This window comes from Streptomyces sp. NBC_00704, assembly GCF_036226605.1.
In the GTDB taxonomy this organism is placed as follows: Bacteria; Actinomycetota; Actinomycetes; order Streptomycetales; family Streptomycetaceae; genus Streptomyces.
In genome coordinates, this window is record NZ_CP109000.1 from 6,731,445 (window position 1) to 6,757,034 (window position 25,590).

The 25,590-nt window shown below is 73.4% G+C and carries 23 protein-coding genes, 1 tRNA gene and 2 pseudogenes; 14 read left to right on the forward strand and 12 right to left on the reverse strand.

The window, feature by feature from the left end; all coding sequences use genetic code 11:
• Positions 1 to 2: 2 nt before the first annotated feature.
• Positions 3 to 920, reverse strand: a complete 918-nt coding sequence (locus OG802_RS29195; RefSeq protein ID WP_329415225.1) for a quinone oxidoreductase family protein — start codon at positions 918 to 920, stop codon at positions 3 to 5.
• Positions 921 to 1,000: 80 nt separating this feature from the next.
• Here OG802_RS29195 and OG802_RS29200 point away from each other — a divergent pair, with 80 nt between their 5' ends.
• Together OG802_RS29200 and OG802_RS29205 are read left to right on the forward strand one after the other, a co-directional pair.
• Positions 1,001 to 1,438, forward strand: a complete 438-nt coding sequence (locus OG802_RS29200) for a MarR family winged helix-turn-helix transcriptional regulator (RefSeq protein ID WP_329415228.1) — start codon at positions 1,001 to 1,003, stop codon at positions 1,436 to 1,438.
• 20 nt (positions 1,439 to 1,458) lie between these two features.
• A complete protein-coding gene (locus OG802_RS29205) occupies positions 1,459 to 1,986 on the forward strand; it encodes an isochorismatase family protein (RefSeq protein ID WP_329415231.1) in 528 nt (175 codons plus the stop codon).
• A gap of 91 nt (positions 1,987 to 2,077) precedes the next feature.
• Here OG802_RS29205 and fdhD read toward each other — a convergent pair whose 3' ends face one another.
• Both fdhD and OG802_RS29215 read right to left on the reverse strand, forming a co-directional pair.
• Entirely contained in the window at positions 2,078 to 2,923 is an 846-nt protein-coding gene (gene fdhD / locus OG802_RS29210; RefSeq protein WP_329415234.1) for a formate dehydrogenase accessory sulfurtransferase FdhD, read from the reverse strand.
• 7 nt (positions 2,924 to 2,930) lie between these two features.
• Positions 2,931 to 3,071, reverse strand: a pseudogene (locus OG802_RS29215) (2Fe-2S iron-sulfur cluster-binding protein); the annotation flags it as partial.
• 56 nt (positions 3,072 to 3,127) lie between these two features.
• On the opposite strand from OG802_RS29215, the pseudogene OG802_RS36020 reads away from it, so the two are divergent.
• The 9 genes and pseudogenes from OG802_RS36020 to OG802_RS29255 all read left to right on the forward strand — a co-directional run.
• Positions 3,128 to 3,247: pseudogene (locus OG802_RS36020) on the forward strand (MFS transporter small subunit); the annotation flags it as partial.
• A 184-nt stretch (positions 3,248 to 3,431) separates the two neighbouring features.
• On the forward strand, positions 3,432 to 4,379 hold the full coding sequence (locus OG802_RS29220) for a beta-ketoacyl-ACP synthase III (protein WP_329415235.1): 948 nt from the start codon (positions 3,432 to 3,434) through the stop codon (positions 4,377 to 4,379).
• A 185-nt stretch (positions 4,380 to 4,564) separates the two neighbouring features.
• Positions 4,565 to 4,649: transfer RNA gene (locus tag OG802_RS29225), tRNA-Leu, on the forward strand.
• Positions 4,650 to 5,220: 571 nt separating this feature from the next.
• Positions 5,221 to 6,393, forward strand: a complete 1,173-nt coding sequence (locus tag OG802_RS29230; protein WP_329415237.1) for an ATP-binding protein — start codon at positions 5,221 to 5,223, stop codon at positions 6,391 to 6,393.
• Positions 6,390 to 6,791, forward strand: coding sequence for a roadblock/LC7 domain-containing protein (locus OG802_RS29235; protein ID WP_329415240.1), 402 nt, complete (start codon positions 6,390 to 6,392; stop codon positions 6,789 to 6,791). Before OG802_RS29230 ends, OG802_RS29235 begins: the two co-directional genes overlap by 4 nt.
• On the forward strand, positions 6,788 to 7,165 hold the full coding sequence (locus tag OG802_RS29240) for a DUF742 domain-containing protein (protein ID WP_329415243.1): 378 nt from the start codon (positions 6,788 to 6,790) through the stop codon (positions 7,163 to 7,165). The genes OG802_RS29235 and OG802_RS29240 overlap by 4 nt, the downstream gene beginning before the upstream one ends.
• Positions 7,140 to 7,733, forward strand: a complete 594-nt coding sequence (locus tag OG802_RS29245) for a GTP-binding protein (protein ID WP_190153081.1) — start codon at positions 7,140 to 7,142, stop codon at positions 7,731 to 7,733. Before OG802_RS29240 ends, OG802_RS29245 begins: the two co-directional genes overlap by 26 nt.
• A 9-nt stretch (positions 7,734 to 7,742) precedes the next feature.
• Complete coding sequence (locus OG802_RS29250; RefSeq protein WP_329415248.1) at positions 7,743 to 9,089, forward strand: cytochrome P450; 1,347 nt, start codon at positions 7,743 to 7,745, stop codon at positions 9,087 to 9,089.
• Positions 9,090 to 9,311: 222 nt separating this feature from the next.
• Complete coding sequence (locus OG802_RS29255; protein ID WP_329415250.1) at positions 9,312 to 10,577, forward strand: tryptophan dimethylallyltransferase family protein; 1,266 nt, start codon at positions 9,312 to 9,314, stop codon at positions 10,575 to 10,577.
• A gap of 143 nt (positions 10,578 to 10,720) precedes the next feature.
• On the opposite strand, the gene OG802_RS29260 is transcribed toward OG802_RS29255, so the two are convergent.
• The 8 genes from OG802_RS29260 to OG802_RS29295 form a co-directional block, all read right to left on the reverse strand.
• On the reverse strand, positions 10,721 to 12,007 hold the full coding sequence (locus tag OG802_RS29260) for a flavin-containing monooxygenase (protein ID WP_329415252.1): 1,287 nt from the start codon (positions 12,005 to 12,007) through the stop codon (positions 10,721 to 10,723).
• A gap of 188 nt (positions 12,008 to 12,195) precedes the next feature.
• Complete coding sequence (locus tag OG802_RS29265; RefSeq protein WP_329415253.1) at positions 12,196 to 12,939, reverse strand: GntR family transcriptional regulator; 744 nt, start codon at positions 12,937 to 12,939, stop codon at positions 12,196 to 12,198.
• Positions 12,940 to 13,031: 92 nt separating this feature from the next.
• Positions 13,032 to 14,033, reverse strand: coding sequence for a proline racemase family protein (locus OG802_RS29270; protein WP_329415254.1), 1,002 nt, complete (start codon positions 14,031 to 14,033; stop codon positions 13,032 to 13,034).
• A 61-nt stretch (positions 14,034 to 14,094) separates the two neighbouring features.
• Positions 14,095 to 15,069: a dihydrodipicolinate synthase family protein gene (locus OG802_RS29275; protein ID WP_329415256.1), complete on the reverse strand. Its 975-nt coding sequence runs from the start codon at positions 15,067 to 15,069 to the stop codon at positions 14,095 to 14,097.
• Between the two features lie 34 nt (positions 15,070 to 15,103).
• Complete coding sequence (locus tag OG802_RS29280) at positions 15,104 to 16,531, reverse strand: NAD(P)/FAD-dependent oxidoreductase (protein ID WP_329415257.1); 1,428 nt, start codon at positions 16,529 to 16,531, stop codon at positions 15,104 to 15,106.
• Positions 16,512 to 16,823 carry a (2Fe-2S)-binding protein gene (locus tag OG802_RS29285; protein ID WP_329415260.1) on the reverse strand — a complete coding sequence of 104 codons (312 nt, stop codon included), beginning with the start codon at positions 16,821 to 16,823 and terminating at the stop codon, positions 16,512 to 16,514. The genes OG802_RS29280 and OG802_RS29285 overlap by 20 nt, the downstream gene beginning before the upstream one ends.
• Positions 16,811 to 18,004 (reverse strand): NAD(P)/FAD-dependent oxidoreductase, encoded by a 1,194-nt coding sequence (locus OG802_RS29290; RefSeq protein ID WP_329415262.1) that lies wholly within the window; start codon positions 18,002 to 18,004, stop codon positions 16,811 to 16,813. The genes OG802_RS29285 and OG802_RS29290 overlap by 13 nt, the downstream gene beginning before the upstream one ends.
• A gap of 57 nt (positions 18,005 to 18,061) precedes the next feature.
• Complete coding sequence (locus OG802_RS29295; protein WP_329417499.1) at positions 18,062 to 18,889, reverse strand: hypothetical protein; 828 nt, start codon at positions 18,887 to 18,889, stop codon at positions 18,062 to 18,064.
• 323 nt (positions 18,890 to 19,212) lie between these two features.
• On the opposite strand from OG802_RS29295, the gene OG802_RS29300 reads away from it, so the two are divergent.
• From OG802_RS29300 to fusA, 3 genes are all read left to right on the forward strand, one after another.
• Positions 19,213 to 19,917: a nucleotidyltransferase domain-containing protein gene (locus tag OG802_RS29300; protein WP_329415263.1), complete on the forward strand. Its 705-nt coding sequence runs from the start codon at positions 19,213 to 19,215 to the stop codon at positions 19,915 to 19,917.
• 132 nt (positions 19,918 to 20,049) lie between these two features.
• Complete coding sequence (locus OG802_RS29305; protein WP_329415264.1) at positions 20,050 to 20,775, forward strand: alpha/beta hydrolase; 726 nt, start codon at positions 20,050 to 20,052, stop codon at positions 20,773 to 20,775.
• A 540-nt stretch (positions 20,776 to 21,315) separates the two neighbouring features.
• Entirely contained in the window at positions 21,316 to 23,487 is a 2,172-nt protein-coding gene (gene fusA / locus OG802_RS29310) for an elongation factor G (RefSeq protein ID WP_329415265.1), read from the forward strand.
• A 155-nt stretch (positions 23,488 to 23,642) separates the two neighbouring features.
• On the opposite strand, the gene OG802_RS29315 is transcribed toward fusA, so the two are convergent.
• Positions 23,643 to 25,487 carry a coagulation factor 5/8 type domain-containing protein gene (locus tag OG802_RS29315; protein ID WP_329415266.1) on the reverse strand — a complete coding sequence of 615 codons (1,845 nt, stop codon included), beginning with the start codon at positions 25,485 to 25,487 and terminating at the stop codon, positions 23,643 to 23,645.
• Between the last annotated feature and the right edge of the window lie 103 nt (positions 25,488 to 25,590).

Sequence of the window (25,590 nt, forward strand, 5' to 3'; positions counted from 1 at the left end):
GGTCACGGCACGAGGACCACCTTTCCCAGGTTGCGTCGGGAGGTGATCGCCGCGTGCGCTTCGGCGGCGTCCTCCAGGGCGAACTCGCCGTGCACGGACGGCTTCAGCGCGCCCTGAGCGAAGAGCCGCCACAGCTCCCGCCGCCACTGCTCGTACAACTGCGGCTTCCCGCGCGCCACCTGGGCCATCTGGAAGCCGATCACCGACTTGGCGCCCACCAGCAGGTCGTACGCCCGGACGGTCCCGCCGCCCGAGCTGTACGCCACCAGCCGTCCGCCCGGCGCGAGGGCGGCGACGGCGGGCGTGAGCAGGTCGCCGCCGACCGCGTCCAGGACGTAGTCGGCGGGGGCGCCCCAGTCGTCCGTGTCGTAGGCGACGACCTCGTCGGCGCCCAGGCCCCGCACGAACGCCGCCTTCGCCGGATCGGACACGGCGCCCACCACGCGGGCCGCCCCGCGCGCCGCGGCGAGCTGCACGGCGAGGTGACCGACGCCGCTCGCCGCGGCGGTGACGAGGGCTCTCTCGCCGGGCTCGGGGCGCGCGGCGGTCAACGCGCCCAGCGCGACGAGCCCGCTGCGGACCAGGGCCACGGCGTCGACCGCGCTCGCGTCGTCGGGGACGGGCGAGGCCATCGTCCGGTGCACGAGTGCGAAGTCGGCGTAGCCGTGGCCGAAGCACAGGCCGGTGACGCGCTCGCCGACCCGGAACCCGTCGACCCCGCCGCCCACGGCCGCGACCCGCCCGGCGACCTCGCCCCCGAGCGGGACCGGCTGCGCCGCTTCGGCGACCTTGCGGACGACGGGCAGGGTCACGCCGACCGCCTCGCACCGCAGCAGCAGCTCACCCGGGCCGGGCGGGGGCAGCGGTACGTCCTCCAGGAACAGCGGGCCGCCGGTGGACTCGTACCGGACGCGACGCATCGCACCTCCACGATTCGTTGGGAGCACCAACGATATCCACGTATCGTTGGGAAGGCCAATGAATTTGGTAGGGTGCGGCCATGTCCGAAGCGCCCCTTGCCGCGATCCGCTCCCTGCCCAGCTGGCTGCTCGGCCGGGCCGCCGCGCGGGGACGCTCGCTGGTGGCCGGCGCCCTCGCCGTCGAAGGCGTGAAGATGTGGTCCCACGTCGTGCTCTGCGCCGTGCGCGACCTCGCCCCCGTGGCCCAGGCCGACCTCGGCCGCTCCGTCGGGCTGGACCCGAAGGACCTGGTCGGCGTCCTCAACGAGTTGCAGTCCGCGGGCCTCGTCGTGCGCGAGCCGGACCCGAACGACCGCCGCAAGAACGCCGTCTCCCTCACCACGGACGGCGAACGGCTGCTGGAGCGCTGCGAACGGGCCGCGCGGGAGGCGAACGACGCGCTGCTCGCCCCGCTCACCGCGGGCGAACGGGACCGGTTCACGGCCCTGTTGGCCAAGATCTCCGGCACGGACCGCTGACGGTGGATAGCGTTTCCGTCATGACCGCACTCCCCGCGCTCGATCCCGCGCGCACCGCCCTCGTCCTCGTCGACCTGATGGACCGCATCGTCGCCCTGCCCCTGGAGCCCCGCGAGGGCGCCGAAGTGCTGCGGACGGCCCGTGAACTGGCGGTGACGTTCCGCTCGGCGGGCGCTCCCGTCGTCCTCGTCCGGGTCGAGCGTCCCGGCGTCGCCGAGCAGCCGCCCGGCAGCTCTCTCGTCGAGGGGCTCGCCGCGGAGGGCGACCTGGTGGTCGTCAAGCGGACCATCGGCGCCTTCCAGGGAACCGACCTCGACGCGCGGCTGCGCGAGCGCGGCGTCGGCACCCTCGTCCTCGGCGGCATCGCCACCAATCTCGGGGTCGAGTCCACCGCCCGCGCGGCCGGCGACCTCGGCTACGACCTGGTCTTCGTCGAGGACGCGATGTCCGCCCTGACCGGAGCCGAGCACGACGCGTCCGTGCGCCTGGACTTCCCCCGGCTCGGGACCGTCACGCGCGCGGCCGAGGTGCGGTTCGCCACCGCGTGAGCGGCCGGGACCGCCCGTCCCGGCGCAGGCCACCGCCCCGGCGCGCCGGACGGGACGCGGACCGTCCCCGCCGTCCCCGCGTGGGCGGCCCTCAGCCGGTGGCCGCGGTCCGCAGGGCGATGCGGTCCTCACCCGTGTACACGTTCATGGAGGCGCCCCGCAGGAAGCCCACCAGCGTCAGTCCCGTCTCCGCCGCCAGGTCGACGGCCAGGGAGGAGGGCGCCGAGACCGCCGCGAGCAGCGGGATGCCCGCCATCACGGCCTTCTGCGCCAGCTCGAAGGAGGCCCGGCCCGAGACGAGCAGGATCGTCCGGGACAGGGGGAGGTCCCCGCTCTGCACGGCGCGGCCGACCAGTTTGTCCACCGCGTTGTGCCGGCCGACGTCCTCGCGCACGTCCAGCAGTTCGCCGTCCTCGGAGAACAGGGCCGCCGCGTGCAGCCCCCCGGTCCGGTCGAACACCCGCTGGGCCGCGCGCAGCCGGTCGGGGAGACTCGCCAGCAGCTCGGGCCCGACCCGCAGCGGGGGAGTGTCGGCGATCGGCCAGCGGGCCGTCGTGCGGACCGCGTCCAGACTGGCCTTGCCGCACAGGCCGCACGACGACGTGGTGTAGACGTTGCGCTCCAGCGTGATGTCGGGGATCCGCACGCCGGGGGCGGTCCGCACGTCCACCACGTTGTAGGTGTTGACGCCGTCGGCCGTCGCTCCGGCGCAGTACACGATGTTCAGCAGGTCCGACGCCTCGGCCAGCACGCCCTCGCTGACGAGGAAGCCGGCCGCCAGCGCGAAGTCGTCGCCGGGGGTGCGCATGGTGATGGCGAGCGGCCTGCCGTTGAGACGGATCTCCAGCGGTTCCTCGGCCACGAGGGTGTCGGGCCGGGTGCTGACCGCCCCGTCCCTGATACGGATCACTCTGCGCCGTTCGGTGACTCGTCCCATGTCGTGATCAGCCCCGGTTCTGTACGTGCTGGCAGCCGAAACGGCCCTCGATGCGGAGACCGCCGTGGGCCACCGGGCCGTCGTGCGGCGAGGTGACCTTCACCGCCCCATTGTCCTGCACACGCAACACCGGACCGCAGCCCGCTCCCCGCAGGGCGTGCGGAGCAACCGCGTGCGGGGCGGCGAGATGTACACGGCAGCCGCAGCCCGAGCCCGCAGCCGGACCGGCGCCCGCTGATCCTCTTCTCCTGGCTGTGGGCGGGAGCGCCGCTCGCCTGCGGTCCGTACGAGCTCGTACGGAAGGCGACGCAGCCGTTCACCGGGTGGCGGAAGCCGTGGGGCGCGTGTTCGCCGCGCGTGCGTGCGACGGTTGTCCGGGCGTCCGAGACCTATGGGGAAGCCGACAACCCCGACACCGTATTCCTGTCGCTTCACGCGCCCCCCTACCCGTGAGTCACTGATCAGACTGGAGGATCCCGCTACCCAAGGCAACGAGGGGACCCCCCAGATGAACGGCTCGCGCATCGCCGCCGTCGGCCACTACCAGCCCGCCAAGGTGCTCACCAACGAGGAACTGGCGGGCCTGGTCGACACCAGTGACGAGTGGATCAGGAGCCGGGTGGGCATCCGCACGCGCCACATCGCCGGCCCCGACGAGCCGGTGGACGAGCTGGCCGCGCACGCCGCCGCCAAGGCCCTCGCGTCGGCGGGCCTCACGCCGGCCGACATCGATTTCGTCCTGGTCGCCACCTCCACGGCCGTCGACCGCTCGCCCAACATGGCGGCCCGCGTCGCCGCCCGCCTCGGCGTCCCGCGGCCGGCCGCGATGGACGTCAACGTCGTCTGCGCCGGGTTCACCCACGCCCTGGCCACCGCGGACCACACCGTCCGGGCGGGCGCCGCGACCCGTGCCCTGGTGATCGGCGCCGACAAGATGTCCGAGGTGACCGACTGGAGCGACCGCACCACCTGTGTGCTGGTCGGCGACGGAGCGGGCGCCGCCGTGGTCGAGGCCTGCCCCGACGGCGTCGCGCCCGGCATCGGGCCCGTGCTGTGGGGCTCGGTGCCCGAGATGGGGCACGCGGTGCGCATCGAGGGCCAGCCGGCGCGCTTCGCCCAGGAGGGGCAGAGCGTGTACCGCTGGGCCACGACCCAGCTGCCGCCGCTCGCCCGTCAGGCCTGCGAACGGGCGGGGCTGGCCCCCGAGGACCTCGCGGCCGTCGTCCTGCACCAGGCGAACCTGCGCATCATCGAACCCCTCGCCCAGAAGATCGGCGCGGTGAACGCTGTCGTCGCACGCGACGTCGTCGAGTCGGGCAACACCTCCGCCGCCAGCATCCCGCTCGCCTTCTCCAAGCTCGTGGAGCAGGGCGCGGTCTCCAGCGGCGACCCGGTGCTGCTCTTCGGCTTCGGCGGCAACCTGTCGTACGCGGGCCAGGTCGTCCGCTGCCCGTGAGCCGGCCGGGGAGGGGGCAGGCCGGCTCCTCTGCGTCCTGCCCCCGCCGGAGGCCGCAGCCGCCGGGGCCGCCGCCGCTCGCGCGCACCGGCCCGGCCAGCGGATATGCAGGTGAAAGGCACTCCGAAAGCTTGGTATCGTTGTCCATGTCGCCGCGGGGCAAGTCTCGCGACGGCAGACACCTGGTCCGGGTGGCGGAATGGCAGACGCGCTAGCTTGAGGTGCTAGTGCCCTTTATCGGGCGTGGGGGTTCAAGTCCCCCCTCGGACACTTTTCACTCTCCGTGTCGAGCGGATTCCGCTCGGTGATCCATGGATACCCGCATTCGGCGTCACGCCGGGTGCGGGTTTTGTTGTTTCCGTCTGTATTGCCGCCCGAATGTCGCGGAAGCCCGTTTATCGGTTGTGCCGTCCCGCCGTTCACATCGCCGTTCACATCGCCGTTCGCGTCGGCGTTCACTTCACCGTTCACCTAATGGTTCACACCGCTTGTTCATGTCGCCGTCCGCGGCCGTTCACCGTGCGGCCGGCGTGCCGTTGCCGGGTCCGGTCGCGACGCCGTTCGGGAGCTGCCGTCCGGTCGTTCACGGCCCTCTTCGCGGTACTCGCCGCAATCGCTGACGATCCGTCAATGTTCAGCTCCGTCCCGATATTGGCGGTCTGTGGCCGCTTCTTGTGGTGATACGATCACGCTCGCTTGTAGAGCGGGCGGATGGGTGCAAGACGACATCTCCGACTACGGGGACAGTCCGGGCGGTCACTCCCGATGCGGGCGGTCCGCCGGTCCACCCGCAATTGACGGGAATTCAGCAACTGGCCGTCAGTCGCCTGAAGAGAGTCTTATGACTGATTACATACAGAACCCGGTACTCTGGGCTCTCCTCGTCGCCCTGGTCGTCGCCGTCGCCCTGATCATTCGTCAGCGCAGGGCGGCGCGCACGTCAAGGCAGGAGTTCGCAGATCTCCGGGCTCGTCACGCCGAGCTCGAGAACGGGTACGCGAAATCCGTCGAGGCAGCTCAGGAAAGAGCCGAAGAGGCTACGAAGACGGTCCTCAAGTCCGCGATGCGGACGCTTCAGGGCCTCGCCGCGGAACAGCAGTTGATCGTTTCCCGGTTGCAGAGCAAATACGGTGAGTCGGTGATTCTCCAGGACCTCCTGGAAATCGACCACACCAACTCCCAGTTCGGTCGCCGTGCCCAGTCCATCGCCGTGCTCTGCGACGGCTGGCTGGGACGTCAGCGTGACGTCGCCTCGGTCTACGACGTCGTCCGCAGCGCGCAGGGCAGGGTCCGCCACTACCGCCGGGTGGAGATCCTCTCCCAGGTCGACTTCGGCATCACCAGCCGAGCCGTCGAACCCGTCGCGCTGGCCCTCGCGGAACTCCTCGACAACGCCACGAGCTATTCGAGCCCGGACACCGTCGTCGAGATCAACATCCGCACCGTCCCCAAGGGCATCTGCATCGTCGTGGACGACGCCGGTGTGGGCATGAACGACGAAGAACGCGCCCGCGCCGAGAAACTCCTGTCGAGCGAACGCGTTTCCGGCGTCTCCGGCCTCGGCAACCCGCCGCAGTTCGGCTTCGCGGTGATCGGCGTGCTCAGCGAGCGCTTCGGCTTCGAGGTGTCCGTGGACTCCACCTCCCCGTACGGAGGCGTCCGGGCGGTCCTCCTCCTGCCGCACGACCTGCTCACCAACGCGCCGGAGCAGAAGGAGCCGGCTCCGGTCGCCCCCGCCGCCCAGGCCGCTCCCGCAGGCGGGGGCCCGGAGGCAGGGCTGACCGCGAGCGCCACCTCCGACGGCCTGCCCAGGCGGCGCCGCAAGCGACCGATGGCCATCGTGCCCGGCAGCGCGTCGACCGCCCCCGGCCCCTCGCGTTCCGGCGCGGAGACGGCGGCGATCATGGGCGCGTTCCAGCGCGGCACCCGCTCCGGCCGGGCCTCGCAGACGGATCCCGCGGAACAGTCGAGCAGCACCCGTGGTGCAAGCAGCGAAGGGCATGAGTTCTCGTGAACGACGACCTGTCATGGATGCTTGACAGCGCCCTGGAGATCCCCGGGGCCCTGCACGCAGTCCTGATATCCGCCGACGGCCTGCTGATGGCACGCACGCAGGACTTCGGCAAGGACGACGCGGACCGCGTGGCCGCGGCGATGAGCGGCGTGCAGTCGCTCAGCCGCTCGCTCGCCTTCTTCTGCGAGGACGCCACCCAGAAGTGGCGCCAGACCCTCGTCGAGTTCGACGGCGGCTGGGTCTTCCTGATCTCCGCGGGAGAGGGCGCCTACCTCGGCGTGTCCGCCTCGCCCGACGTCGACATGGCGGACATCACCTTCCGGATGCAGCAGCTCGTCGGCCAGCTCGGCAAGGCGCTGACCACGCCGCCGCGCGAGAACCTCGGCGTGCGGTCATGACCGGTTTCGACGAACTGGAGCCCCAGACACCGGAGTTAGTGCGTCCGTACGTCATCACCAAGGGACGCGGACTGCCCGACGAGGAGCAGCTCTCCCTCATCACCCTGGTCACGGCGGCCGCCGACCACCAGCAGCGGCCCACCCGTCTGTCGCCCGAGGAACAGAACCTGCTGGAGCTGTGCGAGGCCGGCTACCTCTCGGTCGCCGAGATCGCCGGGCACACCCAACTGCCCCTGGGCGTGGTGAAGATCCTGCTCGCCGCCCTCACCGAAGGCGGCTACCTCGTCACCCGGCCACCGGTGCAGCGGGCGCCCCTCGCCGACCGGGACATCCTGGAGGAGGTGCTGAATGGTCTCAGGGCCAAGTTTGGATGAGCAGGCCTACGTCCGCGGCGGCGCGACCCAGACGGCGGTGAAGATCCTGGTCGTGGGCCACTTCGCGGTCGGCAAGACCACGTTCATCGGGGCGATCTCCGAGATCGAGCCGCTGTCCACCGAGGAGACGATGACGCGGGCGGCCGAGTCCGTCGACGACCTCAAAGGGGTCCAGGGCAAGACGACCACCACGGTCGCCATGGACTTCGGACGCCTGACGATCAGCGACCGCGTCGTGCTCTACCTCTTCGGAACGCCCGGCCAGCAGCGTTTCGTGCAGATGTGGGAGGACATGGCACGCGGCGCGCTCGGCGCGCTGGTGCTGGTCGACCCCGAGCGGCTCGCGGACTCCTTCGCCGTGATCGACCTGATCGAGCAGTACGGACTCGACTACGCGATCGCCGTCAACCACTTCGACGGCTCGCCGCTGCGGGACGAGCTGGCCCTGCGCGAGGCGCTGGACCTGCTCGACGACACCCCCGTCGTCACCTGCGACGCACGGGACGAGAAGTCGTCGGCCGAGGCCCTCATCACGCTCGTCCGCCACTTGCAGGACCGTGCCCACTAGGGAGCAGAAATGGACCGACCCACCGCACCCGTGCCCCCGCCCGGGTGCCCGGCGCACCAGCCCGGCGGCAGAGTGCCGCTGCACGGACCGGAGTTCGCGGCCGACCCCCAGGCCTACTACTCCTACCTGCGCCACTACGGGCCCACCGCGCCCGTGGAGCTCGCCCCGGGAGTCGAGGCCACCCTCGTCACCGACTACGCGACCGCGCTCCAACTCCTCCAGGACTCCGGGTCCTTCCGCAAGGACGCGCGCCGCTGGCGCGACCTCAACGAGGGCCGGGTGTCCCCGGACAGCCCGGTCGCGCCCCTGCTCGCGTACCGGCCCAACGCCATGTTCAGCGACGGCGCCGAGCACCTGAGGCTGCGTCAGGCCATCACGGACAGCATGGCCCGCGTCGACTCGCGCAGGCTGAGCAGGAGCACCGCGCAGGTCTCCGACTACCTCATCTCGCAGTTCGGTGCGCGCGGATCGGCCGACCTGCTCGGCGACTACGCCAAGCAGCTGCCGCTGTTCGTGTTCAACGAACTGTTCGGCTGCACCGCCGACATCGGCGACCGGGTCGTGTTCGGCATCACCGGCATGTTCGACGGCGTCAACGCCGAACAGGCCGTCGGGGTGATGTTCGGGGCCATCAGCGAGCTGGTGGCGCTCAAGCGCGTCAAGCCCGGCGACGACGTCCCCTCGTGGCTGATGGAGCACCAGTCCAGGCTCACCGACGAGGAGCTGATGCACCAGATCGCCCTGCTGCTGGTGGCGGGCAACGAACCCCTGCGCAACCTCATCGGCAACACCCTTCAGCGGCTGCTCACCCACGACGCGTACGCCAACCAGGGCGGTCTGATCGACGAGGCGATCGACGACACGCTGTGGGAGAACCCTCCCATGCAGAACCTCGCGCCTCATTACCCCACGTCCGACATGGAGTTTGCCGGACAGAAGGTGCAGGCCGGCGACCTGATGCTGGTCAGCTTCGCGGCGGCCAACACCGGTCCCGCGCTGACGGCGGCCCGCCAGGCGGGCAGCAACCGCGCCCACCTCGCCTGGAGCGCCGGCCCGCACGCCTGCCCGTCCAAGGAGTTGGCCCGGCAGATCACCGTGACGGCCATCGAGAACCTGCTCAACAAGCTGCCCGACGTCGAACTCGCCGTGCCGACGGAGAGCCTGACCTGGCGGCCGGGCCCCTTCAACCGCGGACTGACCGTCCTGCCCGCCAAGTTCACCCCCGTGCGGGCCGCGGCCCGGCCCGCCCCCGAAGCCCGCGACGAGACGCCGTCGCAGCGCGAGCAGGGCCCGGCACGCGGCCGAGGAGAACGCGGAGGCGTGTGGAGCCAGTTCCTCAACTGGCTCACGAGGTGATTCACACAACACCCGTCAACTCTCCACCGTTGCATGACGTTTCAGCCTCATGGGTAGTGAGGGACACGGCATTCCGTGTTGCTCACGAGACAGAGGAGGTGTCGTGGACCACATATCCACCGGCGCCGTGTTCATACAACGCCCCATCGCCGCACACCCCCTGATACCCGCCTCCCCAGGCGGGTATCTTCTTGTCGCCCCCCTCGCAGGGATTGATGCCGGGTGACCGCCCTCCGACCGGGTGGCAAGGGCGTCCCGCCGGCGGGCACGCTCGGCGGACACGCCGCCCGCCAGTTACTGCGACTGGGCGAGCACGTGGGACTGTCCCCCGCCGACACCAAGAGATACGCACGCATCCTCGTGGACGCCCTGGGCCCCGTGGCGCCACGCCCTCTCGCCCTGCCGGCGCCCAGCCGGAGCTTCCTCTCCGACGACCACACGCCGGTGGAGTTCTCCGTCTCCTGCGAACCCGGCGCGGCACCGAGCCTGCGCGTGCTGATCGAACCCGGCGCCGGCGAGCCCGACCTGGCGCACAACGGCCGCACCGGCCTGCGCGTGCTCCGCGACATGGGCCGGCGCTGGGGCTTCACCACCGAGCGCCTCGACGAACTGGAGGACCTCTTCTTCCCGGCGTCCCCGCACGGCCCCCTGGCACTGTGGATCGCGCTGGAACTGCGCCCCGGCGGCGTCCCCAAGGTCAAGGTCTACCTCAACCCCGCGGCCTCGGGACCGGAACGGGCCGCGAAGACCGTCCGCAAGGCGCTGAAGCGACTCGGGCACCGGCAGGCGTTCGCGTCGCTGCCCGACAGCGACCGGCACCTGTTCTTCGCCCTGGACCTGGGCGACTGGGCCGAGCCGCGGGCCAAGGTCTACCTCGCGCACGACGATCTGTCGGCCACGGAGGCCGGGGCCCTGTGCCGGATGGACGGCGGGCCGGACCCGGCCGAGATCGAGGACTTCTTCCGCATCGCCGCCGGTCACGACGGCGCGAGCGCGCCGGGCGGACCCGTATCCGGCGCGCACGGCGTCCCGGCCGGGAAGGACGGCGCAGGGCCACGGGTCGTCCGCCGTCCCGTGCAGACCTGCCACGCCTTCACCGACACCGGCGCCGCACGGCCGAGCGGCTTCACCCTGTACGTCCCGGTGCGGGACCACGCCCCGCACGACGGCGAGGCGCTGGTGCGGGCCGCGACCCTGCTCGGCCGCTACGGACTCGACCCGGCCCCGGTGCTCCGCGCCCCGGCCGCGCTCACCGAACGGCGGCCCGAGGACGGCGTGGGACTCGTCGCCTACCTGGGAGTGGCCCACCAGCACGGCCGCCCGCCGCGCGTGACGACGTACCTCTCCTCGGAGGCGTACGAGGTCAGGCCGCCCGCGCCCGGCCCCGTCCCCGCTCCCGCCCCGGCCGCCCGGCACGCGGGCTCCCCGGCCGTCGCCGTCCTGTCGCCCGTGCCGCAGCAGGCCGTGCCGCAGCCCGCCGTGCCGTGACCGGACCGCCACCGGGCCGGGCCACGGCACGAGGACCCGTCGGGACGTGACCGGACGGCCGCCCCGACCGCCGGGCGGCCGCTTCGGCCCACCGCCGGCAGGCACGGCGTCACCCGGCGGGGCGCGCACCCCCGCCGAAGACGTCACTCCTGGCGGAGTTCCTCCAGATAGGGCGCCACGTTGACCTGGATCGACGCGCCCTGCGTCAGGCCGTACTGGTCGGCGATACCGGCCAGATGGCCGGCGATCTCCTTGCGCATGACCTCCGGCTCCGGCAGCGCCGCCCTGCCCGCGGACAGCCGGGCCACCCAGCGCGCCTGCGCCTCCACCAGACGGGTGACGGAACCGTGCGGGCGGACCAGACCGATGAAGTACAGCCCGCGATGGTCGGGCGCGACCACCCGCTTGTACAGCTCGACCGCGCCCTGGGCGCCGATCGGAGTCCCCGCCGGAAGGAACGGGTACGCCATGCGGTACCCGGTGCACTGGACGATCGTGTCGGCGCGGACCGCCGTGCCGTCGGTGAAGACCACCCGGTCCTCCTCCAGGGAGGCGATGCCCGGCCTGGGGGTGACCGCGCCGTGGCGTATGCGCGTGAGGATCTCGTCCGAGATGGTGACGGCCGAGGAGAAGATCCGGTGGTCCGGCTCGGGCAGACCGTAGTCGGAGAGCCTGCCGCGGGCGACGAGCAGCGCCTGCTCGATGAACCGGCGCTGCTCCTCCAGGGACATGGCCGTCCACCACGGGGCCTCGGCGACGTCGTCGAGGGGCATGCCGAAGACCTGCTTGGGCAGGATGTGCAGTCCCCGGCGCACCGAGAGCACCGTCCGGGCGGCATGGCGCGACACGTCGGCCGCGATGTCGACCGCCGACGCGCCGAGCCCCACGACGACGACGTGCCGTCCCGCGTGGTCGCTTCCGTCGCGGTAGTCCAGCGCGTGCAGGATCGTCCCCCGGAACCGGTCGGCGCCGGGCGGTGCGGGAGGCCGGACCGGCTCGGTGTTGTGTCCCGAGGCGACGATCACCTCCGCGAACTCCCGCTCCGCGCGCGTGCCGTGGGCGTCCCGGCTGACCACCGTCCACGCTCCGTCGGCCCGGCGCCGCACCGACTCGACCGTCGTCCCCAGCTCGATGTGGTCGAGCAGACCGGCCCACTCGGCGAACGACCGCAGATAGGCGGCGACCTCGCTGTGCCGGGGATACACCGGGTACGACTCCGGCATGGGGTGATCGGCGTACCCCGTGAGCCGTTTGTTGGTGTTCAGGTGCAGCGACAGATACCCGGGCCCGCGCTCGCCCGCCTCCGGCTGCCGCCACAGACCGCCCACGTCGGACGCCTGCTCCAGACAGACGAAGTCGAGCCCGGCCGACTTCAGCGCGTGCGCGGTCGCCAGCCCCGACAGACCCGCGCCGATCACGCACCGGCTCACACGTTCCCCCACAGTTTCGACACCGCCCTTTCGCATACGGGCAGTTGCATGCCCGATCGGCACTCCCGCCACGCCTCCCACGACAGCGACAAGGATCACAGGGACAAAAGGCGGCGGCCGCAGCCCGGAGCGGCCGCCGCCAGGAGCGGCCGTCGCCAGGAGGGGGCGGGGGCCGTGGGCCGGGGGCGCTACTCGGGCGCGGACGCCCACAGCCCCCGCACATGCCCCAGATGCCGTGTCATCACCTCGCGCACCGCCCGCTCGTCGCGGGCCAGCAGCGCGTCCAGCAGCTCCAGGTGCTCCTCGGCCGAGGCCAGCAGCCGCCCCGACGCGCTGAGCGCGGTGAGGCCGTACAGGCGGGCCCGGCCCCGCAGTTCGCGCACCACCTCGACGAGGTGCGCGTTGCCGGCCAGGGCGAGCAGGCCGAGATGGAAGCGCGTGTCGGCCTCCACATAGGCGATGAGGTCGCCCGCCACGGCGGCGGTGACGATCTCGCGGGCGGCCGGGCGCAGCGCCTCCAGCGACACCGGGTCGGCGCTCGTGGCCAGCGCCGCCACGGTGGGGATCTCGATGAGCGCGCGGACCTGGGTGTACTCGTCCAGTTGCCGGTCGGAGACGTCGGTGACCCGGAACCCCTTGTTGGGGACGGCGGCGACCACGCCCTCCTTCGCGAGGTCCAGCATCGCCTCGCGCACCGGAGTGGCCGAGACGCCGAAGCGGGCGGCCAGCGCCGGCGCCGAGTACACCTCGCCGGGCCGCAGTTCGCCCGCGATCAGGGCCGCGCGCAGGGCGTCGGCGACCCGTTCGCGGTAGCTGCTGCGCCTGCCCCCGAGCACCGGCAGCGCCGGCGGAGCCGCGGTCGGGGCGGCGGGTGCGGCGGGCACGCCCGGCGCGGTGGGGGTCTCGCTGCTGGTACGCCGGGCGGCGGCCATGGTGTCTCTCCTCGGGGAAACGGCGGCGTGTCACTGCGGACCAGTGCACTGTGCCATGTCACGTGCCACCGGGGCCGCGCGGGGCGGCCGCCTCAGAGCACGAACCCGGCCGGGAACGGATCCGCCGGGTCCAGCAGGTACTGGGCCGTCCCGGTGATCCAGGCGCGTCCCGTGAAGCTGGGCAGGACCGCCGGACGGCCGGCCACCTCCGTCGTGCCCAGGAGCCGGCCGGTGAACTCGGTGCCGATGAAGGACTCGTTCACGAACTCGGTGTGCAGGGGCAGTTCGCCGCGCGCGTGCAGCTGGGCCATGCGCGCGCTCGTTCCCGTGCCGCAGGGCGAGCGGTCGAACCAGCCGGGGTGGATGGCCATCGCGTGCCGGGAACGGCGGGCCGTGGCGCCCGGCGCGTACAGGTGGACGTGGTGGCAGCCGCGGATGGACGGATCCTCGGGGTGGACCGGCTCCTCCCCGGCGTTGACCGCGTCCATCAGCGACAGGCCGGCCCGCAGGATGTCGTCCTTGCGGGCGCGGTCGAAGGGCAGCCCGAACTCCTCCAGCGGCAGGATGGCGTAGAAGTTGCCGCCGTAGGCCAGGTCGTACGTCACCGTCCGGCCGTCGGGCAGCGTCGCCTCGAGGTCCAGGCCGACCGCGAACGAGGGGACGTTGCGCAGGGTCACGGCCCGGGCGGCGCCGTCCTCGACCGCCACCTCCGCGACGACGAGCCCGGCGGGCGTGTCCAGCCGGATCGTCGTGACCGGTTCGACGACCTCGACCATGCCCGTCTCGACGAGCACGGTGGCCACGCCGATCGTGCCGTGTCCGCACATCGGCAGGTAGCCGGAGACCTCGATGAAGACGACCCCCCAGTCGCAGTCGGGCCGGGTGGGCGGCTGGAGGATCGCGCCGCTCATCGCGGCGTGGCCGCGCGGCTCGTTCATCAGCAACCGCTTGACGTCGTCGCGGTGTTCGCGGAAGTACAGCCGCCGTTCGTTCATCGTCGCGCCGGGGACGACGCCGACGCCGCCGGTGATCACGCGGGTGGGCATGCCCTCGGTGTGCGAGTCGACGGCGTGCAGGACGAGCTTGCTGCGCATGAAGTCCCCTCGTGTGATCCCTTTGTTCGGTACGTTGTGCGGTTCCTGACGCGTCGCGGCGTCACGCCAGTCCGGCGGCGACCGCCTTCTCGGTGGCCGCGCGGACCGCGGCCTCCTGCTCGGGCGGCAGCGGGACCCGCGGCGGCCGGCAACCGCCGCCGTACCGGCCCACGACGTCCATCGACAGCTTGATCGCCTGCACGAACTCGACCCGCGAGTCCCAGCGCAGCAGCGGGTGGAGCTGCCGGTACAGGGGGAGCGCGGTCGCCAGATCGCCCGCCACGGCCGCCCGGTACAGCGCGACCGACGCCTTCGGCAGCGCGTTGGGGTACCCGGCCACCCACCCCTTGGCGCCCGCGACGGCCAGTTCCAGCGCGACGTCGTCCGCACCGATCAACAGGTCGAGTCCGGGGGCCAGTTCGGCGATCCGGTAGGCGCGGCGGACATCGCCGGAGAACTCCTTGACGGCGTGGACGAGTCCCTCGCCGTGCAGCCGGGCCAGCAGTTCGGGCACCAGGTCGACCTTGGTGTCGACGGGGTTGTTGTACGCCACGACCGGCAGACCCGCGGCGGCGACCTCCGCGTAGTGGGCCGTCACGGCCCGCTCGTCGGCGCGGTAGGCGTTGGGCGGGAGCAGCATCACCGCCGTGCAGCCCGCTCCGGCCGCCTGCTCCGCCCAGCGACGGGCCTCGGCCGAGCCGTAGGCGGCGACTCCGGGCATCACCCGGTCCCCGCCGACCGCGGCGACGGCGCTCTCCACCACGCGGGCGCGCTCCTCGGGCGTGAGCACCTGGTACTCGCCCAGCGACCCGTTGGGGACGACGCCGTCGCAGCCGTTCGCCACCAGCCAGGCGCAGTGCTCGGCGTACCGGTCGTAGTCGACGCGCAGCCTGTCGTCGAGCGGGAGCGCGGTCGCGACGAGGACGCCGTGCCAGGGCCGCCGCGCGGGGGCGGGGACCGGGTCCGGGCGGTCGAGGACGCCGGGGGCGGGGACGGGGTGCCCGGCGGGGGCGGGGCGGTCGCAGGGGGTGGTCATGCGGAAGTCCCTTCGCGGTACGGAACGTGACAGGTCACCGGGGCGTCGTGGGATCGGGCGGCGCGGCGAGCACGCCGAGCGGGACGGGCCGTGCGGGCATCCGGCGCGCCGGGGTGAGCGCGCAGCCCGCGACGCCCGCCACTCCGGGTTCACACATCCGGCCCTGGCACCAGCCCATCCCGGCCCGCGTCAGCAGCTTCACCGTGCGCAGATCACCCGCGCCGAGCGTGCCCACGGCCTCGCGGACGGCGCCGGCGGTGACCTCCTCGCAGCGGCACACGACCGTGTCGTCGGCGACCCGCTCCGGCCACCGCGCGGGCGGGTCGCCGTACGCGGCCTCCAGCGCCGCGAAGAACCTCCGCAGCCGGGCGCGGGACCGGGCGGCCGCCGCCCAACCGCGCGGGTCGGGAATCCTCCCCGTGAGTCTCGCGGCCGCCGACCGGCCGGCGATGTGCCCCTCGGCCAGCGACAGGGCCGCGCCGCCGACGCCCGTCGTCTCGCCCGCGGCCCACACGCCGGGGACGTCGGTGCGCTGCTCGTCGTCCACCTCGACGCCCGTTCCGTCGAGGCGGCAGCCGAGGCCCGCCGCGAGGTCGGTGTGCGGCAGCAGTCCGTGGCCGACGGCGAGCACGTCGCAGACCAGCCGCCGCTCGGAGCCGGGAACCGGCCCGCCGCCGGCGTCGGACGCGGCGACGGTGACCGCCTCCAGGCGCTCCCCGCCGTGCGCGGCCACCACCATGTGACGGGTCATCACCGTGGTCCGCCCGCGCAGGAGCCGGCCCGCGTACGCGGCGCCCTCGGCGAGCTTCACGGGCGTCGTCGCCCAGGTCCCGGCGCGGCGGGCGAAGCCCGCGGGGCCGGCCGACTCGACGAGGGCGGCGACCCGGGCGCCCGCCGCCGCGAGGCCGGCGGCCACGGGCAGCAGCAGCGGACCCGAGCCCGCGACCACCGCGGTGCGGCCGGGCAGCACGAGACCGCCCTTCGTCAGGGCCTGCGCGCCGCCCGCGGTCACCACGCCCGGCAGCGTCCAGCCCGGGAACGGCAGGACCTTCTCGTAGCCGCCGGTGGCGAGCAGCATGGCGTCGGCGCGCACCGCCGACGACTCCTCCTGCTCCGGACCGAGCAGCGCGTGCACCACGAAGCCGCCCGACTCCCGTTCCAGGCACCACACATGACGCTCACTCAGGTGCACGACCCGGCCGGCGGCGAGATGCGCGTCCAGCGCGGTCCGCAGCCGGTCCCAGGTGCGCCGCTGGTGCGCGGGCACGCGCGGTCCGGGCCCGCCCGGTCCACCGGGCCCGGTGGCGGACTGCCGGTAGAACTGACCGCCCGCCGCCGGGGCGGAGTCGAGCAGCAGCACGCGCACACCGCGGGACGCGGCCGCCAGCGCGGCGGCCAGCCCGGCCGGACCGGCGCCGACCACCGCCAGCACCGCGGTCCTCTCAGTCCTCGTGTCGGTCATCGTGGCCCGTCCCCCGCTGCGTGCGGACGTCGGCGCCCCGCACGGCCGGCACCAGACAGGCCCGCTGGTTGGGACGGCCGTCCACGGTGACCAGGCAGTCGAAGCACACGCCGATCCCGCAGAACACCCCGCGCGGGCGCCCCCCGCCCCGGGTGGTGCGCCAGGCCGTCACTCCGGACGACCACAGGGCGGCGGCGATGCTCTGCCCCGGCAGCGCCCGGATCTCCCGGCCGTCGAAGAGGACGGTGAACGGGGCGTCCGGGCCGGTGCGGGCCGGTGTCAACGGGTCCACGGGGCGGTCTCCTCGGTGCGGCGGTCAGGGTGTCCGGGGTCGTCGAACCGCTCGGGGCGCAGCGGCGCGAGATTCAGCTCGGGGCGCGTCCCGGTCAGGCACTGCGCTATCAGCAGGCCGGTGCCCGTGGCCAGTCCGATGCCGGCCCCCTCGTGCCCGCAGGCGTGGAACAGTCCGGGCACGCGCGGGTCGGGGCCGACGGCCGGCAGATGGTCGGGCATGTAGGGGCGGAACCCGGCATAGGTGCGGATCACGCGCACCCGCTCCAGGAACGGGAACAGCCGGGTGGCGCCCGCCGCCAGGGCGCGCACGGCCGGGAGGGAGAAGGACCGGTCGAATCCCACCCGCTCACGGCTCGCGCCGATCAGCACCGGACCCGCGGCGGTGCCCTCCACGACCGGCGAGGTCTGGAGCGCGGCCGAGTCGCTCGCCACGTCCGCCACATAGTCGGCGGCGTACACCTTGTGCCGCACCCGTGGCGGCAGCGGCTCGGTGACCAGCACGAAGCCACGGCGGGGCAGCACCGGCAGCGTCACCCCCGCCAGAGCGGCGACGTCGGCACCCCAGGTGCCGGCCGCGTTCACCACGGCCGGCGCCGAAAGGTCGCCCCGGTCGGTGCGCACGCCCCGGACCGCGCCGTCCCGGCCGCGCAGGATCCGCGTCACCGTGCGGCCGGTCTCCAGGCGCGCGCCCGACGCCCGCGCCAGGTGGGCGGCGGCGAGCGCGGGCATCACCTGGGCGTCCTGCGGATACAGCACCCCGCCGGCGAGCCCGGACGCCAGGTGCGGTTCCAGGTCCCGTAGCCGGTGCCCGTCGACCGGCACGGCCTCCACCCCGGCCGCCCGCTGCCCGGCCGCGAGAACCGCGAGCGAGGCGAGAGCGTCCGGGCTCGACGCCACGACCAGCCCGCCCTTGGCCTCGTACTCGAAGGCCTCCCCGAGTCCCTCCCGCGCCAGCTCCCGCCACAACCGGGCGGACAGCAGCGCCAGTCGGAGTTCCGGACCGGGTTCCTTGTCGGAGACGAGGAGGTTGCCCTCGCCCGCGCCGGTCGTCCCGCCCGCCACCGGGCCGCGGTCGACCAGGATCACCTCCAGCCCGGCACGGGCCGCGTACAGCGCGCAGGCGGCGCCGACCATGCCGGCGCCGACGACCACGACGTCACCGCTGGGTCGAGGGGTCACGCCGGTAATATGTCACATGGCGCAGCGGGGAGGAAGAAGGCCGAAGGGCCGCCCCGTTCAGTCGAACTGACTGAGTTGCGGGGCCGGCGTACGGCCTTCGCGGACGTCCTTCAGCCGGGCGACGCCGTGGCTGACCGCGTCGTCGGTGCTGTCGTGGTCGACGCCGTCCGTCCCGCCGTTGACGACCGTGATCGCGTCGTCGCCGACCCGCACGACGGCGAGGTCCAGGGTGAGGGTGACGGGCGAACCGCCGGAGACGCCCTTCACGGTCACGGTGAGGCCCTGCCGGGCGTCTCCCGCCTTCGGCAGGGAGGCCTCGACGACCTGCACCGAGCGGGTGGAGTTCTGCGAGCCGACCGCGTTGAACTGGTCGCATTCCGTCGGCAGCGACTTCAGCCAGGCCAGCGACTTGTCGAGATCCGCCTTCTTGTACTCGGCCACCTGGTAGAACAGCCGCGCCTCGCCCTGCTGGAAACCGGTGAGCGCCGAGCCGCCGGACGGCTTGCCGAGCAGGTCGTTCTCGTAGAGCCCGTCGAGCAGTTGCTGGCACGCGGCCGCCTGCGTGCTCGCCGTGAGGAACTGGGCGACGTCGACCTTGCCGACGAGGAGGCGGTCGTGCCAGTTCCCCGCGGTCTTGACCTGCGTCCAGTCGTCCTCCAGGTCCCCTTCGGTGATCAGTGCCATCCGCGCGCGGGCGTTCGTGAGCGGCAGCGCGGCGGGCGCCGTGGTCCGCCCGGCGACCGGCGCCGCCGCCACGTCCGAGCCGGTCGACGCGCCGTCGTCCCCGCTCGAACAGGCCGCCGTCGCCAGCAGGGTTCCGCAGGCGAGGGCCGCGGCCAGCGCACGGACCGGACGGGCCGGATGCGCCGGACCCGCCGGACGCACCGGACGGGTCGGACCGGCCGGGCCCGACGGGCGGGGCGGGCAGGACGGGCGGGACGACGGACGGGCGGTGGTCACGGATGCCTCCTGAGGACGGGGCCGGCTGCCCCTGCCTCCACGGCACCACCGGCGCGGCCGCTCGACCAGCGCAAGGAGCCGTACGGGTGAGGCGGCGAACGGACCCCGAGCCGGGCGCGGACGGCGGCCGGGTCCCGGAGCGAGCCGGAAAATGCGAGGTGACGCGGCCGGGGCCGGGGCATCATGGCGGTCCCGGCACACGGCCACGAGGCCGGGAGACCATCGTCGGGGTACGACCGGGGGCACCTGTGACCGTCACCAACATCCTGCTGTCCGGCATCGTCGGCTCGACCGCCTACGGGCTCGCCCACGAGGGCTCCGACATCGACCGCCTCGGCATGTTCGCCACCCCCACCGAGGAACTGCACGGCCTGCACCGCCCACCGGAGTCGCACGTCAGCACCGCGCCCGACCGCACCCTGCACGAGGCGGGCAAGTGGTGCCGCCTCGCCCTCTCCGGCAACCCCACCGTCATGGAACTCGTCTGGCTGCCCGACGAGCTGTACGAGGTCCGCACACCGCTCGGTGACGAACTCATAGCCCTGCGGCAGACGTTGCTCGGCGCACGCCGGATCCGCGACGCCTACCTCGGCTATGCCACCCAGCAGTTCCGCAAGCTCCAGAACCGCCGGGAAGGCCCCGCCGCCGGCGTCCCCGACCGCCGTGTCGCCAAGCACGCCCGGCACCTCAAACGACTGTGCACCCAGGGCTACGAGCTGTACGCCACCGGCCGGTTGACGGTCCGCGTCGAGGATCCGGACGGCTACCACCGCTTCGGAGAGCAGGTCGCCGCCGACCCCGAAGCGGCGCAGCCGCTGCTGCGCCGCTTCGAGGACGCCTTCGCCGGCACCCGCAGCGCGCTGCCCGAACAGCCCGACGACCGGGCCGCCGACGCCTGGCTGCGCAAGGTGCGCAGGGAGTTCTACGCCACGGCGCCCGCCGCCTCCGTTTGAGCGGGACCCGACGGCGCACCCCGCCCGCGGCACGTCGCCGAGGCGTTGACGGCGGCTCGCACGGCCGTTAGCGTTCCGCGCGTTCGTGCGCGGGGGCACGAGGAGCGCTCCGCGCCTTGACGGGGGAGACGTATGAGGCAGCGCATGCTCGCGGCCGCCGCGCTCGTGAGCGCGGGGGTCCTGACGCTCGGGGGCTGCGGCGGCGACACCGACACCGACGGCGCGGGCCCCTCGCCCACCGCCGCCGACTTCGGCTGCCTGACCGGCGGGCAGACCGCGAAGTCGGTCACCTTCAAGGACGCCGAAGGCAACGAGGTCGCCGGCTACGAGACCGGCTCCGGAAAGACCGGCGTGGTGCTCTCGCACCAGTCGAACAACAACGTCTGCTCATGGGTCGCGGGAGCGGACGAACTCGCCGAGGACGGCTACCGGGTGCTCGCCGTGGACAGCGGCGGTTCCGAGGTGCCGGAGATCCAGGGCGCCGCCGGACGACTGCGCGACGAAGGCGCGCGGAAGGTGCTGCTGATGGGAGCGTCCAAGGGCGGAACCGCCTCCCTGGCCGCCGCGGCGAAGGTGAGACCGCCCGTGGCCGCGGTCGTCTCCCTCTCCGGGCCCGGACTCTACAACGGCATGGACGCCACCGCCGCGATCGCCGGACTGACCATGCCCGTCCTCCTGGTGGCCGCACAGGACGACGGCCAGTTCGCCTCGGACGCCCGCGAGTTGGACAAGCTGGCCCGCAAGTCCACGGACGAGAAGCTGGTGATCGTCTCCGGCAGCGCGCACGGCAACGACATTCTGGAGCGGCAACCGGCGGTGTGGAAGCAGGTGAAGGCCTTCCTCGCCCGCTACCGCTGAACGCGCCGCTCCTCCCGCACGGCGCGGCAAATCGCGTGCGCGGTGCGGTCGTTCCGTCCTACACTCGCCGGACCGAGCGCGGCCCACGACGAGGGCGGCGCGCCGTGCCGTGACGAACGAGGGGAGCCCGGCCATGCGTGACCACACCGCCGCCGTCGCTCCCCGTTCCCGCTACGAGGTGATCCTCGTGTCTTCGTCCGACCGGTGCTCGCCGCGCGGCCCGCACCGGTGATCCTGACGGACGCCTGAACTCACGACGAGCCGCCGGCGCACTGCGACTGACGACGCGTCACCCATCCGTGCGTCTCGCGGATCGGCAACGGCTTCCACACGGCTTCCACACGGCTTCCGCCATGGACTGGCTCAGGAATCGTCCCTGGATTCCGCCGGAGAGCCGCCATGGCCTCCGCATCTCCGAGCCGTGACGGCTTCCGTCTCCGAGCCGCCATGGAATCCGTCGGCAGCCTTCGCGGCTCCCGCCGTGGACCGTCAGGGCAATCGCGCCGCCCGCTCCCGGAACACCCCGAAAGGCCATGGGCCATGCGCAACCACCTCGACCGTCAGCTGCACACCGTGCGCAACCTGGGCATCCTCGCCCATGTGGACGCCGGCAAGACCACCGTCACCGAGCGGATCCTGTACGCCACCGGGACCACGCACAAGCGCGGCGAGGTCCACGACGGCACGACCGTGACCGACTTCGACCCGCAGGAGCGCGACCGCGGCATCACGATCTTCGCCGCGGCCGTCAGCTGCGACTGGGACGGTCACCGCGTCAACCTGATCGACACCCCCGGGCACGTCGACTTCGCCGACGAGGTGGAGCGGGCCCTGCGCGTCCTCGACGGCGCGGTGGCGGTGTTCGACGCCGTGGCCGGAGTGGAGCCGCAGAGCGAGTCCGTGTGGCGGCAGGCCGACCGGCACGGCGTCCCCAGGATCGCGTTCGTCAACAAGCTGGACCGGGCGGGCGCCGACCTGGACGCCGCCGTGGAGTCGATCCGCACCCGGCTGCATCCGCTCCCGCTGGCGGTGCAGCTGCCGATCGGCGTGGAGGACGGCTTCACCGGCGTCGTCGACCTGCTCCGCATGCGGGCCCTGACGTGGAACGACGCCGGCGAAGCGGCCGTCGAAGGGGAGGTGCCGCGGGAACTGGCCGCGGAGTCGCTGCGCCGGCGCAGGCTGCTGGAGGAAGCCGTGGCGGAGCGGCACCCGGCCGCCCTGGAGGAGTTCTGCGACCGGGAGACGCTCAGCGCCCGGACCCTGTCCGGAGCCCTGCGCGACCTGACCCGCACGGGCGACGCACTGGTCGTGCTGTGCGGGTCGGCGTACCGCAACCGGGGGATCGAGCCGCTGCTCGACGCGGTCGTCGCGTATCTGCCGTCGCCGCTCGACGTGCCGCCGGTGAGCGGTAGCCGGGACGGCGCGGCGAAGCACGGCACCCGGCCCGGCGGGCTCGCGGCCGCCGCCCCCGCACCCGACGGGGCCGGTGAGCGGCGTCCCGCCGACCCGGGGGCGCCGTTCGCGGCGCTCGCGTTCAAGGTCGCGGCCACCGCCACGGGACGCCTCACCTATCTGCGGGTGTACTCGGGCACGATCGAGAAGGGGGACCCGGTGTGGGAGTCGGGCACGCGGCGCACCGAGCGGATCGGCCGGATCCTGCGGGTGCGGGCGGACCGGCACGCCCAGGTGGACCGGGCCGTCGCCGGGGACATCGTGGCCGTGGTCGGGCTGAGGTCGGCCCGCGCGGGCTCGACCCTGTGCGCGCCGCAGGCCCCCGTCGTCCTCGAACCGCCCGGGGTCCCCGACCCGGTCGTCTCGGTGGCGGTGGAACCCCGCACGAACGCCGACGCCGACCGGCTGGCCTCGGCGCTCGCACGGCTCTCGGAGGAGGATCCGTCGCTGGTCGTCAGGACCGACGCCGAGACCGGTCAGACCGTGCTGTCGGGCATGGGCGAACTGCACCTGGAGGTGGCGGTGGAGAAGATCCGGAGCGGCCTCGGCCTCGAGGTCGTCGTGGGGCGGCCGCGGGTGACCTACCGCGAGACGGTCGCCCGCGGGGTGTCCGGCGTCGTCTTCCGTCACGTCAAACAGGACGGCGGGGCGGGGCAGTTCGCGCATGTCGTCCTCGACGTCGAACCGCTCGGCGCGGCCGGCGCGGGGGAGGCGGCCGGCACGCCGGACGCGGCCGGTGACGCGGGGACCGCGTTCGCGTTCCGCTCCGCCGTCGTCGGCGGACGGGTGCCGCAGGAGTACGTGCGCGCCGTCGAGGCCGGCTGCCGGGACGCCCTGGCGGAGGGTCCCCTCGGCGGGCACCCGGTCACCGGGGTGCGGGTCACCCTGGTCGACGGGGCCACCCACGTGAAGGACTCCTCCGAGACGGCCTTCCGCACGGCGGGCCGCTTCGGGCTCCGGGAGGCCCTGCGCGCCTGCGCGATGGTCCTGCTGGAGCCGGTCGTCGAGGTCACGGTCACCGTGCCGGAGGACGCCGTCGGCGGCGTCCTCGGCGATCTCGCCGGCCGGCGCGGGCGGATCACCGACTCGACCGTGCGCGGCGGTTCGGCGGTGGTCACCGCCACCGTGCCGCTGGCCGAGCTGTTCGGCTACGCGACCCGGCTGCGCAGCCGCACCCAGGGCCGGGGAGCCTTCACGGCCAGGCCGACCGGATACGCGCCCGCCCCGGCGCCGTCGACGGCGGTCACCCCCGTACGGTGACCGTGCGCCGGGCGGGGCGAGTGGGCAGGTGAGGTGCGCGGGTCCACGGACCTCGGTCGGTGGACCCGCGCACCGTCGGGGCGGCGTGCTCGAAGCCGCCCCGACGGCGGTGCCTCAGCGCACCAAGGGTCGTCCGGGGTTCGGGCGCGTGCGGATCACGGGTACGACACCACGGTCGACGGCACCGTGGAGGTGCCCGAGGTCGGCGCCCCCGTCTCGTTGATGACGTGCTCGTACTGTCCGTTGCCGCCGAGCGAGACCACCAGCACGTCGTGGAACTTGACGCCCGGCGCGTTCGGGGCGGCGAAGCCGTGGTGCTGGACGATCGTCGGGTCGACGTTGTAGTAGCAGTAGCTGCCCAGGCCCCAGCCCTCGTGCGTGGTGACCTTGTCGCCCACCTTGTAGGCGGCGTAGCCCCGCACCGGGCCGTTCTGGATCGCGGCCTGGTTCGGGGCGTCGTAGGCCTTCTCGTTCTGGAAGAAGATCGTGCGTCCGCGCTGGCCGAACCACTGCACGTCGTACTTGTTGAAGTGCTCCACGAACAGGCCGGTCGCCAGGACGTCGTGGCCGTTGACGACCACGCCGTAGTCGGCCCGGTTGGTGTCCCAGCCGACGCCCTCGCCGTGGTCCGCGCGCCAGACCCAGGTGTGGTCGACGATGGTGTGCCGGTTGTTGATCACCATGCTGGTGGTGGCCTTGCCGGCGCCGGCCCCGCCGATGCGCACGAACACGTCCTGGACCGTGGTCGGGTTGGCGGAGTGGTCGCGCGAGGCTCCGGGCGGGCCGACCTCCAGCAGGGTGGGGGAGTTGACCGGTCCGGCGTCGATGAGGAAGCCCGCCAGCCGGACCCCGTCGACGTCGGCGACCTTGAGCGCGGTGACGCCGTTGTCGGGGATGAGGGTGGCGTACCCCAGGCCCAGCACCACCGTGTCGGCGCGGGTCACCCTGATCGGCTGGTCGACGTGGTAGATCCCCGGCGTCAGCAGCAGGTGGAGGCCCTGCGCGAGCGCCTGGTTGAGGGTGGCCGCCGAGACGCCGGGCCTGGCCACGTAGAACTGTGACAGGGGCAGCGAGGAGCCGCGCGGGGTGCCGTTGCCCCAGGTCACGCCGCGGGCGTTCGTTCGCTTCGCGGGCAGGAAGACGCGGAAGCCTCCGCCGCCGTCGACGTACAGGAACGGCTTCTCGCGGGAGACGGGCGTGGTGTCGAGCGTGGTGTACGGCGGGTCGGGGAAGCTCTGGGCGGGCGCCCCCTCGACCCCCGAGAACACCATGTTCCACACGCCGTTCAGCCAGCTGCCGATCGCGCTGTCGCGGGTGTACCACTGCTGCTGCGAGTACGGGCCGATCTGGCCGTCGACGCGGCTGTCGGCGATGTACCCGCCGCTGGCCCAGCCGTAGCCGGAGGGCGCCAGGTCGAGGCCGCCGCGCACATGCATCCGGCGGAACGGCGCGGCCTGGGCGACGGCCCAGCGGTTGGTGCCGTTGACCGGGACGAGCGCGAGGTTCTCCGCCGAACGCCAGAAGTTCTGCGTGGCGTTGCCGCCGAACCAGCCGGCGTCGACCGTGACGTCCCCGTTGATCGTGGTGTCATCGGGGGAGAGCCCGAGGCCCGCGATGGAGGTGTAGAAGCCGAGCTGGGCGTTGAGACCGTGGTACACGCCCGGCTTGAACAGCAGCGCGTAGCGCCCGGTGCCGAACTGGGCCGACTCCTGCCGGCTGAACACCTCGTCGAGGCGGGCCTGGACGTCCGGCGTCGAGGGGTCGAAGACGAGGACGTGGGGGCCGAGGTCGCCGCCGCCCTTCAGCGCGCACGCACGTCCGCCCGGCTTGGCGGCGGACGCGGCGGAGGTGGCGGAGGAGGCGGACGCCGTGTCGGGTGCGGCGGAGGCCGGCGAGGAGGTCAGTGCGGTGACGGCGGGTGCGGCGGCGGCCGTCGCCGCGGCGGCGAGGACCGATCTGCGGCGGACGGCGGGCGTGCCGGACGGTGGGGTGTGGGGCATGGGCGGCTCTCCTCGGTCAGGCCGGTCGACAGAACGGCCGAGTTGGGGAAGTGAAGGAGGACGTGCCTGAGAGCGCTCTCTCGACGCTGAATGCTTCAACTGT